The sequence below is a fragment of the Stenotrophomonas sp. 80084_Sma genome, assembly GCF_056481995.1.
The window spans coordinates 96,241-110,306 of the sequence record NZ_CM151177.1 but is presented as its reverse complement, the minus strand read 5'-3'; the positions used below and the strand labels follow the sequence as shown (position 1 = coordinate 110,306).

10 protein-coding genes are annotated in these 14,066 nt (G+C 66.0%); 8 read left to right on the top strand and 2 right to left on the bottom strand.

All coding sequences use genetic code 11. The annotated features are described in order from the left end of the window. Window positions 1–123: 123 nt before the first annotated feature. Window positions 124–759: a tetratricopeptide repeat protein gene (locus ACZK3W_RS00440; protein WP_032128715.1), complete on the bottom strand. Its 636-nt coding sequence runs from the start codon at window positions 757–759 to the stop codon at window positions 124–126. A 168-nt stretch (window positions 760–927) separates the two neighbouring features. Between ACZK3W_RS00440 and ACZK3W_RS00435 the strand changes: the two genes are divergently transcribed. From ACZK3W_RS00435 to ACZK3W_RS00425, 3 genes are all read left to right on the top strand, one after another. Then, a complete protein-coding gene (locus ACZK3W_RS00435) occupies window positions 928–4,614 on the top strand; it encodes an indolepyruvate ferredoxin oxidoreductase family protein (RefSeq protein ID WP_293799207.1) in 3,687 nt (1,228 codons plus the stop codon). Between the two features lie 157 nt (window positions 4,615–4,771). After that, window positions 4,772–5,029: a helix-turn-helix domain-containing protein gene (locus tag ACZK3W_RS00430; RefSeq protein WP_004134030.1), complete on the top strand. Its 258-nt coding sequence runs from the start codon at window positions 4,772–4,774 to the stop codon at window positions 5,027–5,029. A 3-nt stretch (window positions 5,030–5,032) separates the two neighbouring features. Continuing rightward, window positions 5,033–6,355, top strand: a complete 1,323-nt coding sequence (locus tag ACZK3W_RS00425; RefSeq protein WP_478450295.1) for a type II toxin-antitoxin system HipA family toxin — start codon at window positions 5,033–5,035, stop codon at window positions 6,353–6,355. Here the strand turns inward: ACZK3W_RS00425 and ACZK3W_RS00420 are convergent, their stop codons facing one another. Further along, window positions 6,356–6,970 carry a DUF938 domain-containing protein gene (locus ACZK3W_RS00420; RefSeq protein ID WP_125893039.1) on the bottom strand — a complete coding sequence of 205 codons (615 nt, stop codon included), beginning with the start codon at window positions 6,968–6,970 and terminating at the stop codon, window positions 6,356–6,358. 732 nt (window positions 6,971–7,702) lie between these two features. Between ACZK3W_RS00420 and ACZK3W_RS00415 the strand changes: the two genes are divergently transcribed. From ACZK3W_RS00415 to ACZK3W_RS00395, 5 genes are read left to right on the top strand one after another with little or no spacing between them, the layout of a single operon-like run. Beyond that, window positions 7,703–9,334, top strand: a complete 1,632-nt coding sequence (locus ACZK3W_RS00415) for a TldD/PmbA family protein (RefSeq protein WP_478450294.1) — start codon at window positions 7,703–7,705, stop codon at window positions 9,332–9,334. A 30-nt stretch (window positions 9,335–9,364) separates the two neighbouring features. Further along, a complete protein-coding gene (locus tag ACZK3W_RS00410; RefSeq protein ID WP_032128710.1) occupies window positions 9,365–10,999 on the top strand; it encodes a TldD/PmbA family protein in 1,635 nt (544 codons plus the stop codon). A gap of 21 nt (window positions 11,000–11,020) precedes the next feature. Beyond that, window positions 11,021–12,355: a TldD/PmbA family protein gene (locus ACZK3W_RS00405; RefSeq protein WP_053509475.1), complete on the top strand. Its 1,335-nt coding sequence runs from the start codon at window positions 11,021–11,023 to the stop codon at window positions 12,353–12,355. Continuing rightward, the gene (locus tag ACZK3W_RS00400; protein WP_293797261.1) at window positions 12,355–13,062 is read left to right on the top strand and encodes a DUF4159 domain-containing protein; all 708 of its coding nucleotides are present in this window, start codon (window positions 12,355–12,357) and stop codon (window positions 13,060–13,062) included. Before ACZK3W_RS00405 ends, ACZK3W_RS00400 begins: the two co-directional genes overlap by 1 nt. Before the next feature lie 16 nt (window positions 13,063–13,078). Beyond that, window positions 13,079–14,062 carry an AAA family ATPase gene (locus tag ACZK3W_RS00395; RefSeq protein ID WP_004134018.1) on the top strand — a complete coding sequence of 328 codons (984 nt, stop codon included), beginning with the start codon at window positions 13,079–13,081 and terminating at the stop codon, window positions 14,060–14,062. Window positions 14,063–14,066 lie beyond the last annotated feature (4 nt).

The window sequence follows — 14,066 nt, the reverse complement described above, 5'->3', positions numbered from 1 at the left end:
GCGGCCCCGCAAACCCACAGTGCCCCGCCATCCCGCAGGAAGCCCGCTGTTGCTTCGGCTGTTGCTGTTGCTTCAGCTGTTGCCTCTGCGGGTGCCGGGTGCAACCCGGCCGAACCCCTTCCCTCAGGGCCAGGCAGGTGGTGCGGCCGCCCAGGCCTGCTGCACCTCGGCCAGCGACGCGCGCTCATCCTCACGCCACTGCGGCAGCAGCTGCCCATAGTTGGCCGTGGTACTCCACTGCGTCGGCTCGGTGCGTACCGCAGCCGCATACCACTGCACCGCCTCCTGCTTCTGCCCCATCCGCCACAATGCCAACGCATAGGTCGGTGGCACCCAGGTGGGCTTCGTACGGGCGTTGCTGGCCGATACCAGCCACTGTTCCAGCGCCGCCTCCGGCTTGCCCTGGCGCAGCAGGTCCCAACCGTAGTTCCAGCGCACGCTGCGGCCGCTGCTGCTCTGTGCCGGCGCCTCTTTCATCGCCTCGCCATACAGCTGCTCGGCCAGCTCGCCCCGGCCCTGCGCACCGGCCACCGATGCCAGCTGCACCGTCGCCTCCACCGCGCGGCGGCCGCGCTCACGCAGCTTGACCAGCTGGGCCACCAGCTCATCGCCCTCGCCCTGCACCGCCACCATCGGCGTTGCCGCCAGGTCGTTGTCGAAGTAGAACTCCTGTGGTGCCGGCACGGCCGGCGCGGCCCACGCCGTGGCCACTCCCGAGGCCAGCAGCACGCTGGCCAGGATCTTTCCTGGAACTGACATCCCTTCTCCCCAGGCCGCAACTGCAGCCTCCCTCTCTCTCCCCGATCCTAACCCCAGCACCGCCGCGGGCGCGAGTGCCGGGGCCTCGCGGCCCCGCTGCTACAATTCGCGCCTTTCCCGCCGCGTGCCTGCACGCGGCCGGTGCCAGCCGATCCTACCGGGCCAGCCATGACCAGTACCGCGCAACTCACTTCGCCCTCGTCCGCCGACCTGCTCGACCGTGATTACACGCTCGACCACAAGTACACCCGCAGCGAGGGGCGGATCTATCTGAGTGGCGTGCAGGCGCTGGTGCGGCTGCCGCTGATGCAGCGGCTGCGCGACGCCGCCGAAGGCATCGACAGCGCCGGCTTTGTCAGCGGCTACCGTGGCAGCCCGCTGGGTGGCTTCGACCTGGAGCTGTGGCGCGCGCGCAAGCACCTTGAAGCAGCCAAGGTGAAGTTCACCCCGGGCCTGAACGAGGACCTGGGCGCCACCATGGTGTGGGGCACGCAGCAGACCAACCTGTTCCCCGGCGCCAACGTGCAGGGCGTGTTCGGCATGTGGTACGGCAAGGGCCCGGGCGTGGACCGCTGCGGCGACGTGTTCAAGCACGCCAATGCCGCCGGCACCTCGCGCTACGGTGGCGTGCTGGCACTGGCCGCCGATGACCATGCCTGCCGCAGTTCGACGCTGCCGCACGGCAGCGAGGACGAGTTCGTCAGCGCGATGATGCCGGTGCTGAACCCGGCCGGCGTGCAGGACATCCTCGACATGGGCCTGCTGGGCTGGGCGATGAGCCGCTATACCGGCCGCTGGGTCGGCTTCAAGACCATCGCCGAGACGGTGGAATCGTCGGCGTCGGTGCAGGTCGATCCGATGGCGCGCCGCATCGTGCTGCCGGAAGACTTCGAGATGCCGTCGGGTGGCCTCAACATCCGCTGGCCAGACCCGCCGCTGGACCAGGAAATGCGCCTGCACCGCTATGCGGTGAAGGCCGCACAGGCCTTTGCCCGCGCCAACGGCATCGACAAGGTGGTGATGGATGCGCCGCGCGCGCGGCTGGGCATCGTCACCACCGGCAAGAGCTACCTGGACGTGCTGCAGGCGCTGGAGTACCTGGGCCTGGACGAAGCCGCGTGCGCCGGCATCGGCATCCGCGTGTACAAGGTCGGCATGACCTGGCCGCTGGAACCGCAGGGCATCGCGCGCTTCGCGCAGGGCCTGGAAGACATCATCGTGGTGGAGGAGAAGCGTGCCTTCATCGAGCGCCAGATGAAGGAACAGTTCTTCAACTGGCCGGCCAGCTGGGGCCAGCGCCCGTCCATCGTCGGCAAGTACGATGAAAGCGGCGAATGGATCCTGCCGTCCACCGGTGAGCTGACGCCGGCCACCATCGCCGGCGTGATCGGTCGCCGCATCCAGAAGTTCTTCAACAACGAATCGATCGAGCAGCGCCTGCAGTGGATGCAGGAGAAGGAAGCCGAGCTTGCGTTGCCGCGCGCCAGCTTCCCGCGCGTACCGCACTACTGCTCGGGCTGCCCGCACAACACCTCTACCCAGGTGCCGGAAGGCTCGCGGGCGCTGGCCGGCATCGGTTGCCACTACATGGTGACCTGGATGGACCGCAGCACCGACACCTTCACTCACATGGGCGGCGAAGGCGTGACCTGGGCCGGGCAGGCGCCGTTCACCGACACCCCGCACGTATTCCAGAATCTGGGCGACGGCACCTATTTCCACAGCGGCTCGCTGGCGATCCGCCAGGCGGTCGCCGCCGGCGTCAACATCACCTACAAGATCCTCTACAACGACGCGGTGGCGATGACCGGCGGCCAGCCGGTGGACGGCCCGCTGAGCGTGCCGGACATCGCAAAGCAGATGCGCGCCGAAGGCATCCACACCATCGTGGTGCTGTCGGACAACATCGGCAAGTGGACCGGCCAGCGCGAGCACTTCCCCAGCGACGTCGAGTTCCACGACCGCAGCGAGCTGGATGAGGTGCAGAAGCGCCTGCGCGAGGTGAAGGGGGTTTCGATCCTGATCTACGAACAGACCTGCGCCACCGAGAAGCGCCGCCGCCGCAAGCGCGGCAAGCTGGAAGATCCGCAGAAGCGCGTGCTGATCAATTCGCTGGTCTGCGAAGGCTGCGGTGACTGCGGCAAGAAGAGCTTCTGCGTGTCGGTGCTACCGAAGGAAACCGAGTTCGGGCGCAAGCGCGAGATCGATCAGTCCAACTGCAACAAGGACTATTCCTGCGTGAACGGTTTCTGCCCGAGCTTCGTCACCGTGCACGGTGGCCAGCCGCGCAAGGGCAGCAAGCGCGATGCTTCCACCCTGCTGGACAACCTGCCGGCACCGGCCATCCGCGGCACCCTCGAACAGCCCTGGAACATCCTGATCACCGGCGTCGGCGGTACCGGCGTGGTGACCATCGGCGCGCTGCTGGGCATGGCCGGCCACCTGGAAGGCAAGGGTGCGACCGTGCTCGACCAGACCGGCCTGGCACAGAAGGGCGGCGCGGTGACCACGCATATCCGCATTGCCCGTCGTCCCGAAGACATCCACGCCGTGCGCATCGCCGCCGGCGAAGCCGACCTGGTGGTGGGCTGCGACATGGTGGTGGTCAACGACTACTGGGCGCTGTCGAAGGTGCGTGCCGGCCGTTCGCAGGTGGTGCTGAACACCTACGAAGCAATGCCCGGCACCTTCACCACCCGACCGGACATGCAGTTCCCCGCCGCCGACATCGTGGCCGGTGTGCGCGTGGCGCTGGGCGGCCAGGAGCCGTTGCTGCTGGATGCCACCCAGCTGGCCACCGCGCTGCTGGGCGATGCGATCGCCGCCAACCTGTTCATCCTCGGCTATGCGTGGCAGCAGGGCCTGGTGCCGCTGTCGTTCGAGTCGCTGATGCGCGCCATCGAGCTCAACGGTGCGGCCGTGGCGATGAACCAGCAGGCCTTCGCCTGGGGCCGCCTGGCCGTGGTCGACCCGCAGGCCGTGCAGCAGGCCGCCGGCCTGGTGCGCAACCGCCACACCGATACCGAATCCACTCCGGGCCCGCTGCACCCGCTGCCGCCGGGCGAGTGGGAGGGCAACGAATGGGGTGCCACCGCCGCACCGCGCAACACCGGCGACGAACGCGAACTGCGTGGCCTGCCCTCGCACGGTGGCGATGTTGCGTTCCTGCCGCTGGACGACGCCCGCCTGTCGCGCTCGCTGGATGAAATGATCGAGCGCCGCGCCGCGTTCCTGGTCGAGTACCAGGACGCTGCCTACGCCAACCGCTACCGCAGCCTGGTCGAGCGCGTGCGCGCCGCCGAAGCCGACCGCATCGGCGGTTCCACCGCGCTGACCGAGACCGTAGCCCGTTACCTGTTCAAGCTGATGGCCTACAAGGACGAGTACGAAGTGGCCCGCCTGTATACCAGTGGCGACTTCCAGCGCCGCCTGCAGCAGCAGTTCGAGGGCGATTACCAGCTGCGCTTCCACCTGGCACCGCCGCTGTTCGCCAAGAAGGACGAGCAGGGCCGGTTGCTGAAGAAGGAATACGGCCCGTGGATGTTCAAGGCCTTCGGCCTGCTGGCCAAGCTGAAGTTCCTGCGTGGTGGCCGCTTCGACGTGTTCGGACGCACCGAGGAACGCCGCATGGAGCGCAAGCTGATCGGCGATTACGAGGCCACCGTGCAGCTGCTGCTGGACGGCCTGGATGACGACCGTCTGGCGCTGGCGGTGGAGATCGCCAGCGTGCCCGAGCACATCCGCGGCTTCGGCCACGTCAAGGAAGCGCATTTCGAGCAGGCCAAGGCGCGCGAAGCCGCCCTGCTGGCGCAGTGGCGGAACCCAAAGGCGCTGCACATCGTGCAGGTGGCTTGAGCACCGCTGGCGGCGCGAAAGCAACCTATTGATTGCATATTGAGATAGCAATCGATAGGTTGCCTCCAGCGAAGGAAAGAGATAGGTTGCTTGTCGTAATGCAACCTATCCTTTGCGTACACGTTCGCGTACGGTCACTTTCTAGGGGACTGCCGATATGGACAGGCCGCTGCACACGGTGAGGACACCTCAACAACTGGCACCGCTGATGCGTGCGTTCAGGCGCCAGGCGGGCCTGAGCCAGGCGCAGTTGGCGGCACAGCTCGGCATAAGCCGCCAGGCAGTAGGCGCATTGGAGCGCGACCCGGCATCGGCAAGCTTCGAACGGCTGATGCGGGTCTGGGCAGTGCTGGGTCTGGAAGTCAGATTGCAGCAGCGAAGCCCCCCGGAGACAACGTCAACGTTGGAGTGGTGAGCCATGGGTACGCTGCGGGTCTGGATGAATGGTGTCGAGGTCGCGCTCTGGGATGATGTCCGGAGCGGCTCTTCCCGGCTTTCGTACGTCGACTCGTGGATCAGCTCCGCCCAGTCCCGGCCGTTGTCACTCTCACTGCCCCTGCTCCCGGAGGGTGAGAGCCATCGGGGCAATGTCGTCAACAACTACTTCGACAACCTTCTTCCCGACAACGCCGTCATCCGCAACCGGATCCGCGACAGGTTCTCCACGCGCAGCAGCGACACATTCGATCTTCTCGAAGCCATTGGCCGGGATTGCGTCGGCGCAGTGCAACTGCTGCCGCTTTCGCATACACCGGGGGACATCCAGCAGATTACGTGCGAAGCGTTGGACGAATCAGGCGTCGCTGCGATCCTGCGTCAGGTGACGGCAGGGAATCTACCTGGCGCACCCACCAGTGATGATGCGTTCCGCATATCCATCGCCGGTGCGCAGGAGAAGACGGGACTTCTGCTGCATGCTGGCCAGTGGTGCATTCCCACCGGCAGTACCCCATCCACCCATATCTTCAAGCTGCCGCTTGGCATTGTGGGCAACATGCGGGCGGACATGCACCAATCCGTCGAGAACGAATGGCTGTGCATGCAACTGCTTTCCGCCTTTGGAATCCCCGTTGCGAATACGCAGATGGGACGCTTCAAGGACGAACGCGCGCTTATTGTGGAGCGATTCGACCGCCGCCCTTCTGCGGATCGCCGGTGGTGGCTGCGGCTGCCGCAGGAAGACATGTGCCAGGTCTTCGGTCTGCCCGCTGCCAGGAAGTATGAATCCGGTGGCGGCCCAGGCATCGTGACCATCATGGATCTGCTTCGACAATCCGAGCATTTCGAGGATCGGGCGACCTTCTTCAAGACGCAGATTCTTTTCTGGATGTTGGCTGCAACCGATGGACATGCCAAGAACTTCAGTGTTTACCTCGAAGCCGGTGGACGCTTCCGCCTGACACCCGTCTACGACGTATTGTCGGTGCATCCCATCCTGGGTAGGGGGCCAAACCAGCTCGACCCGCGGAATGCACAGCTCGCCATGTCCGTCCAGGGCAAGAATCGCCACCGGAAGCTGCACCTTGTGCGACGACGCCATTGGAACGAAACCGCACGCGCCTGTGGTATCGCTGATGGTGCGGAGCCGTGGATCGAAGCGCTGATCGCAGCCGTCGAACCCGCCATCGAGCAGGTCACGCGTCAGCTCCCAAGTGATTTCCCCGTAAACGTGTCCGAACCCATTTTCAACGGGCTGCGCGCTGCGGCGGCACGCCTTTCCAGCATGTCGCCGGACGCCTGATCACCCCAGCCGCCACAGCAGCAACCGGTTGTTGGCCGGCATCGCCACATCACCCAGGCGGGTGAAGCCGTTGTCCGCCGCCAGCGCCTGCACCGCTTCCACATCGCGGATGCCGCTGCGTGGATCACGCGCCTTCAGCCAGGCATCGAACTGCGCGTTGCTGTCGCTGGTGTAGCGGCCGCCGTAGTTGAACGGGCCGTATACCGCCAGCAGCGCACCATGCCGCAGCACCGATGGCAGCGCGGCGAACAGCGCCTGCACATGCTCCCAGCTCATGATGTGCAACGTGTTGGCGCTGAATGCGGCATCGAACGTGCTGCCCTCGGGCAACGACAGGCCCGACGCCGGAGGTAGTTCCACCTGCAGTGCCACCGGCGGCAGCAGATTGAGCAGCGCGGCCTCCGCACGCCAGGCCTCGATGCCCGGCAGATGGTCCGGATGATCGCTAGGCTGCCAGCGCAGCCAGGGCCAGCGCTCGGCGAAGAACGCCGCGTGCTGGCCGGTGCCACTGCCGATCTCCAGCACCCGATGACGGTCGCCCATCCACGGGTCGAGTGCGGTGGCGATGGGTTCGCGGTTGCGCTCGCAGGCTTCTGAATACGGCTTGCTCGACATCAGGGACGGTGTCCAGGCGGGGTCGGCCCCATTGTGCACGAGGGGGTGTCTGCAGGGCTTGCAGCCCTGCACCCGCAGGAGCCGGAGCAACAGCAACAGCCAAAGCAACTGCAACAGCGCGGGCTTCCTGGGGGATGGCGGGGTGGGTCCGGTTGCGGGGGACGCCGTGAATCCCCCTCCGGGGTCCGGCCCAGCCGCTGGCGGCTGTGCGTTCGGGCGCTTGCGAAGCGGTGCTTCGCAAGCAAAGCGCCCTCACCCATGGAGGCTCGGTCGCGCCATCCATGGCGCTCACGCCCCCGCAACCGGACCCACCCCGCCTTCGACAGTTTTCTGCGGTCTGTCGGAACGGCTCTGACCCCGGATACATTTCGATATCTGACAGACGTGTCGACCAAGGTCGACACCTACCAACAGCCGAGTGAACCTGTCGAAGGTGGGGCGGTGTCGGATTGCGGGGTGTCAGCCGCATGGATGCGGCTGCCAAGCCTACAGGGACGTACTTGCGGCGTCCCCGCAGTCCGACACCGCCCCACCAACCCACGGAATGCCGCTCTGGCTTTTGCTTTGGCTCCGGCCGTTGCATTGAGAAGGTGCAGGGCGCAGCCCTGCCGAAACCCACCCAACCATGACTGCAGTCACTTGCCCGGACGCGCCGCGCTGGCGAAAGTCGAGGAGTTGACGTGATCGGTCCGGCCCGTTGCCAACCGCACGCAAGCGAGAGAGAGAAACGCTGTGCAACGACGTGAGTTCCTGGCTTTTTCCGGTCTGGGCCTGGCGGGCCTGCTGCTGCCGCATTCCCGTGCCATCGCCGCCGAGCAGCTGCTCGCCCCGGTCGATACCGCCCAGCGCAGACGCCTGGCGGACGTTGCGCTCGCCGCCGCACGCACCGCCAAGGCCAGCTACTGCGACGTGCGCATCGGCCGCTATCTCAACCAGTCGGTCATCACCCGCGAGCACCAGGTCGGCAATGTGACCAACCGCGAATCGTCCGGTGTCGGCGTGCGGGTGATCGTCAACGGCGCCTGGGGCTTTGCCGCTACCCACCAGCAGACCGAGGCTGCCGTGCGCGCGGCGGTCGAGCAGGCCGCAGCGATCGCCCGCGCCAACGCCGGCATCCAGACCCGGCCGGTGCAGCTGGCACCGACGCCGTCGGTGGGCGAGGTGCGCTGGCAGACCCCAGTGCGCAGGAACGCGATGACGGTGCCGATCCAGGACAAGGTCGAGCTGTTGCTGGCACTCAACGCCGCCGCGCTGAATGCGGGCGCCGACTACATCAATTCCACCCTGTTCCTGGTCAATGAACAGAAGTACTTCGCCTCCAGCGACGGCTCGTTCATCGACCAGGACATCCATCGCATCTGGCTGCCGTTCACTGCCACCGCCATCGACAAGGCCAGCGGCAGGTTCCGCACTCGTGCCGGCCTGTCCTCGCCGATGGGCATGGGCTACGAGTTCCTTGATGGCGATGCGCGCGGCAAGGTGCAGCTGCCCGGTGGCATCACCGCCTACCGCGATTCCTACGACCCGGTCGAGGACGCCATCGCCGCCGCCCGCCACGCGCGCGAGAAGCTGAAGGCGCCGTCGGTGAAGCCGGGCAAGTACGACCTGGTGCTGGACCCGTCCAACCTGTTCCTGACCATCCACGAGAACGTTGGCCACCCGCTGGAGCTGGACCGCGTGCTCGGCTACGAAGCCAACTACGCCGGCACCAGCTTCGCCACGCTGGACAAGCGCGATGCCGGTTTCCGCTGGGGCAGCGACATCGTCACCTTCTTCGCCGACAAGACCCAACCGGGCAGCCTCGGTGCGGTCGGCTACGACGACGAAGGCGTGAAGACCCAGCGCTGGGATCTGGTGCGCGACGGCATCCTGGTCGATTACCAGGCCACCCGCGATGAGGCCCACATCCTCGGCCGCAATGCCTCGCATGGCTGCAGTTACGCCGATTCCTGGTCCAGCGTGCAGTTCCAGCGCATGGCCAACGTTTCACTGGCACCTGGCAAAAAGCCACTCAGCGTCGAGGACATGATCAAGGACGTGGAGAACGGCATCTACATCCACGGCCGCGGGTCGTACTCGATCGACCAGCAGCGCTACAACGCGCAGTTCGGCGGCCAACTGTACTACCAGATCAAGGACGGAAAGATCGCCGGCATGGTCGAGGATGCGGCCTACCAGATCCGCACGCCGGAGTTCTGGAACGCGTGCACTGCCATCTGCGACGAGCGTGACTTCCGCCTGGGTGGTTCGTTCTTCGACGGCAAGGGCCAGCCCGGCCAGGTCTCGGCGGTCTCGCACGGTTCGTCCACCACCCGCTTCAACGGCATCAACATCATCAACACCGCGCGCAGTCTCGGCGCTTGAGCCACCCATCCTTCGACATGGAGAGCAGCCTTGCAAAGACGTGACTTCCTGGCCCTGACCGGGCTTACCGCGGGCGGGCTGATCGTGCCCTCCTTCTTCGGCAAGGCGATTGCCGCCGAGCAACTGCAGAGCACGCTGGACCTAGGGCTGAAGAAGCGCCTGGCCGATGCAGCACTGGCCGCTGCCCGCCAGGCCGGTGCCACCTACTGCGACGTGCGCATCGGCCGCTACCTGCGGCAGTTCGTGATCACCCGCGAGGACAAGGTGCAGAACGTGGTGAACACCGAGTCCACCGGTGTTGGCATCCGCGTGATCGTCAACGGTGCGTGGGGCTTCGCCGCCACCAATGCGCTGGGTACGGCCGATGTAGCCAAGGCCGCGCAGCAGGCCGCAGCAATCGCCAAGGCCAATGCCGGCGTGCAGACCGCACCGGTACAGCTGGCCAAGGCGCCGGGCGTGGGTGAGGTGAGCTGGCGCACGCCTATCCGCAAGAATGCGATGGAAGTGCCGATCAAGGACAAGGTCGGCCTGCTGCTGGACGTCAACGCTGCGGCGATGGGCGCCGGTGCCAGCTTCGTCAACTCGATGCTGTTCCTGGTCAACGAGCAGAAGTACTTCGCCTCCACCGATGGTTCCTATATCGACCAGGACGTGCACCGCATCTGGGCACCGATGACGATCACCGCCATCGACAAGTCCAGCGGCAAGTTCCGTACCCGCGAAGGCCTGTCCTCGCCGATGGGCCTGGGCTACGAGTATCTGGACGGCGCGGCTGCCGGCAAGGTGGTCAGCCCGAATGGCGTGGTCAACTACAGCTCTTCCTACAACATGAAGGAAGATGCCATCGCCGCCGCCAAGCAGGCGCAGGAGAAGCTGAAGGCCCCGTCCGTTAAGCCGGGCAAGTACGATCTGGTGCTCGACCCGTCGCACACCTGGCTGACCATCCATGAGTCGATCGGCCACCCGCTGGAGCTGGACCGCGTGCTCGGCTACGAAGCCAACTACGCCGGCACCAGCTTCGCCACCCTGGACAAGCGCGAACAGCATTTCCAGTACGGCAGCGAACTGGTCAACATCTTCGCCGACAAGACCCAGCCGGGCAGCCTCGGTGCGGTGGCGTACGACGATGAAGGCGTGAAGTGCAAGCGCTGGGACCTGATCAGCAACGGCAAACTGGTGGATTACCAGACCATCCGCGACCAGGCCCACATCCTCGGCAAGACCGAGTCCGACGGCTGCTGCTACGCCGACTCGTGGTCCAGCGTGCAGTTCCAGCGCATGGCCAACGTGTCGATGGCACCGGGCAAGAAGCCGCTGAGCGTGCCGGACCTGATCAAGGACGTGGAGAACGGCATCTACATCATCGGTGATGGTTCGTTCTCGATCGACCAGCAGCGCTACAACGCGCAGTTCGGCGGCCAGCTGTTCTACGAGATCAAGAACGGCCAGATCACCCGCATGCTGGAAGACGTGGCCTACCAGATCCGCACACCGGAGTTCTGGAACGCCTGCACCGCCGTGGCCGACGAGCGCGACTACCGCCTGGGCGGTTCGTTCTTCGACGGCAAGGGCCAGCCGGGCCAGGTTTCGGCGGTCTCGCACGGTTCGTCGACTGCGCGCTTCAACGGCATCAACGTCATCAACACCGCACGCAGCCTCGGCTGATCGGTCAGGAGCCCTTACACCATGAGTATCTTCACCGAAGCCCAGGCCAAGGCCATCCTCGACAAGGTCATCGCCCTGTCCAAGGCCGACGAATGCACCGCCGTGCTGGCCGGCGCGATCAGCGGCAACATCCGTTTCGCGCTGAACAACGTCTCCACCAGTGGCATCGTCGACAACACCGAGCTGGCGGTCACCGTCGCCTTCGGCAAGCGCGTCGGCACGGCCTCGATCAACGAGTTCGACGACGCCGCGCTGGAACGCGTGGTGCGCCGTGCCGAAGACCTGGCGCGCCTGGCGCCGGAGAACCCGGAGTTCATGCCGGCCATCGGCAAGCAGAGCTATCGCGCCAGCCCGACCTTCAGCGAATCCACTGCAGCGATCGATCCGGCGTTCCGCGCCAAGGTCGCCGCCGATTCGATCGCCCCGTGCCGTGGCCACGGCCTGATCGCCGCCGGCTTCCTCGAAGACGGCCAGGGCTTCCAGGCCACCGCCAACAGCAACGGCAACTTCGCCTACCAGCGCACCACCAACTTCGATTACACCTGCACCGTGCGTACCGAAGATGGCCGCGGTTCGGGCTGGGTCGGCCGCAACCTGAAGGATGCGGCCGACTTCAAGGCCGACCAGGACATCCGCATCGCCATGCGCAAGGCCACCGAATCGGCCGAAGCCAAGGCGCTGGAGCCGGGCAAGTACACGGTCATCCTGGAGCCCGCCGCGGCCGCCGGCCTGATCAGCTTCATGATGAACTTCTTCAGCGCACGCTCGGCCGATGAAGGACGCAGCTTCCTGTCGAAGAAGGGCGGCGGCAACAAGCTGGGCGAGCAGGTCTACGACCCGCGCGTGACCATGATTGCCGACCCCTGGCATCCGGATGCACCGGTGCTGCCGTGGGACGGCGAAGGCATGCCGCGCGAACGCATGGCGATCATCGAGAACGGCAGGATCGCCAACCTCGACTACTCGCGCTTCTGGGCGCAGAAGCAGGGCAAGACCGCCAAGGCCACGCCGGGCAACCTGCTGATGAGCGGTGGCGACAAGAGCACCGCCGAGCTGGTGCGCGGTACCCAGAAGGGCATCCTGGTCACCCGTACCTGGTACATCCGCATGGTTGATCCGCAGACCGTGCTGCTGACCGGCCTGACCCGCGACGGCACCTTCTACATCGAGAACGGCCAGATCAAGCACCCGGTGAAGAACTTCCGCTTCAACGAATCGCCGGTGATCATGCTCAACAACATCGAAGAGCTGGGCAAGCCGGTGCGCGTGGCCGGTGATGAATCCAGCTACGTGATGATGATCCCGCCGATGAAGCTGCGCGATTTCACCTTCACCTCGCTGTCCGACGCGGTCTGATGGATCGCCGGGCCTGCCTGCGCTGGTTGGCCGCTGCCGCTTCGGCGGCGGTGCTGCCGGCCTTGGCGCAGTCAGGCCCGCGCAGTTCGTGCTACGACTTCTGGTTCACCCGCCTGCAGTACGACTCCGGCGATTGGGATGTGGACGCGCGCATGCCGTCCAACCTGATCACCTCGCTGATTGACTACACCTCGCTGCGCGTGGATCCGCAGGAACACGTGGTGGCGCTGGCCGACCCGCGCATGCTGGAAGCGCCGTTCTGCTACCTGGCCGGGCACACACTGGTGGAGTTCAACGCCGCCGAGCGGCAGAACTTCGTGCGCTACGTGCGCAATGGCGGCTTCGTCTTCGTCGACGACTGCAACCATGATATCGACGGCCTGTTCGCCACCTCGTTCGAGGCGCAGATGGGTCGCCTGTTTGGACCGAAGGCATTGCAGAAGCTGCCCAACAGCCACGCGCTGTACCGCAGCTTCTTCCGCTTCCCCGATGGGCCACCGGCCACCAGCTTCGAGCTCAACGGCTGGGGCGACGACCTGGTGCACGACTACCTGAAGGGCATCGAGGTCGACGGCCGCCTGGGCCTGCTCTACAGCAACAAGGACTACGGCTGCGAGTGGGACTACGACTGGCGCAACAAGCGTTTCCTGGCCGAAGACAACACCCGCTTCGGCGTCAACATCGTGATGTACGCGTTGAACAATTGATAGGACCTGCACGCCCATGACCACCGCTGACCTCGACTCCCTGCTGCCGCGCCTGCACGATCTGCGCGCTGCGCTCGCACGCGCGGTGGTTGGCCAGAACACCGTGGTCGAGCAGCTGCTGATCGGCCTGCTGGCCGGCGGCCACTGCCTGCTGGAAGGCGCCCCGGGACTGGGCAAGACCCTGCTGGTGCGCTCGCTCGGGCAGGCGCTGGAACTGCAGTTCCGGCGCGTGCAGTTCACCCCCGACCTGATGCCCAGCGACATCCTCGGTACGGAGTTGCTGGAGGAAGATCACGGCACCGGCCATCGCCATTTCCGCTTCCAGCAGGGCCCGATCTTCACCAACCTGCTGCTGGCCGACGAACTCAACCGTACCCCGCCCAAGACCCAGGCCGCGCTGCTGGAAGCGATGCAGGAGCGTACCGTCAGCTACGCAGGCACCACGTATGCACTGCCTGCACCGTTCTTCGTGCTGGCCACGCAGAACCCGATCGAGCAGGCCGGCACCTACCCGCTGCCGGAAGCACAGCTGGATCGTTTCCTGCTGCACGTGCTGGTGGATTACCCGAGCGAGGACGAAGAGCGGCAGATCCTGGAACAGACCACTGGCGGTGCCACCGACGCGGTGCCGAAGGTGATGGATGCCGAAGCGGTGATTGCCCTGCAGGCCGCGGTGCGCCAGGTGCATGTCAGCCCCGATGTGCTGGCCTGGATCACCCGCCTGGTGCGCGCCAGCCGTCCCGGCGAGGGCGCACCGGCAGCAATCAACCAATGGGTGAAATGGGGCGCTGGCCCACGCGCCGGGCAATCGCTGGTGCTGGCGGCGAAAGCACGCGCATTGCTGCAGGGCCGCTTCGCCGCCACCCGTGAGGATGTGCAGGCCTTGGCCGCGCCGGTGATGCGTCATCGCCTGCTGCTGTCGTTCGCCGCCGAGGCCGAGCAGAAGCGTGCCGACGACGTGGTCGCCGCCCTGCTGCAGGCCGTGCCGTTCCCGGGTTGAGCCA

Bases quoted from the DNA above. Each gene is read 5' to 3' on its own strand.
- ACZK3W_RS00440 (WP_032128715.1), bottom strand. From the start codon at position 759: ATGTCAGTTCCAGGAAAGATCCTGGCCAGCGTGCTGCTGGCCTCGGGA.
- ACZK3W_RS00435 (WP_293799207.1), top strand. From the start codon at position 928: ATGACCAGTACCGCGCAACTCACTTCGCCCTCGTCCGCCGACCTGCTC.
- ACZK3W_RS00430 (WP_004134030.1), top strand. From the start codon at position 4,772: ATGGACAGGCCGCTGCACACGGTGAGGACACCTCAACAACTGGCACCG.
- ACZK3W_RS00425 (WP_478450295.1), top strand. From the start codon at position 5,033: ATGGGTACGCTGCGGGTCTGGATGAATGGTGTCGAGGTCGCGCTCTGG.
- ACZK3W_RS00420 (WP_125893039.1), bottom strand. From the start codon at position 6,970: ATGTCGAGCAAGCCGTATTCAGAAGCCTGCGAGCGCAACCGCGAACCC.
- ACZK3W_RS00405 (WP_053509475.1), top strand. From the start codon at position 11,021: ATGAGTATCTTCACCGAAGCCCAGGCCAAGGCCATCCTCGACAAGGTC.
- ACZK3W_RS00400 (WP_293797261.1), top strand. From the start codon at position 12,355: ATGGATCGCCGGGCCTGCCTGCGCTGGTTGGCCGCTGCCGCTTCGGCG.
- ACZK3W_RS00395 (WP_004134018.1), top strand. From the start codon at position 13,079: ATGACCACCGCTGACCTCGACTCCCTGCTGCCGCGCCTGCACGATCTG.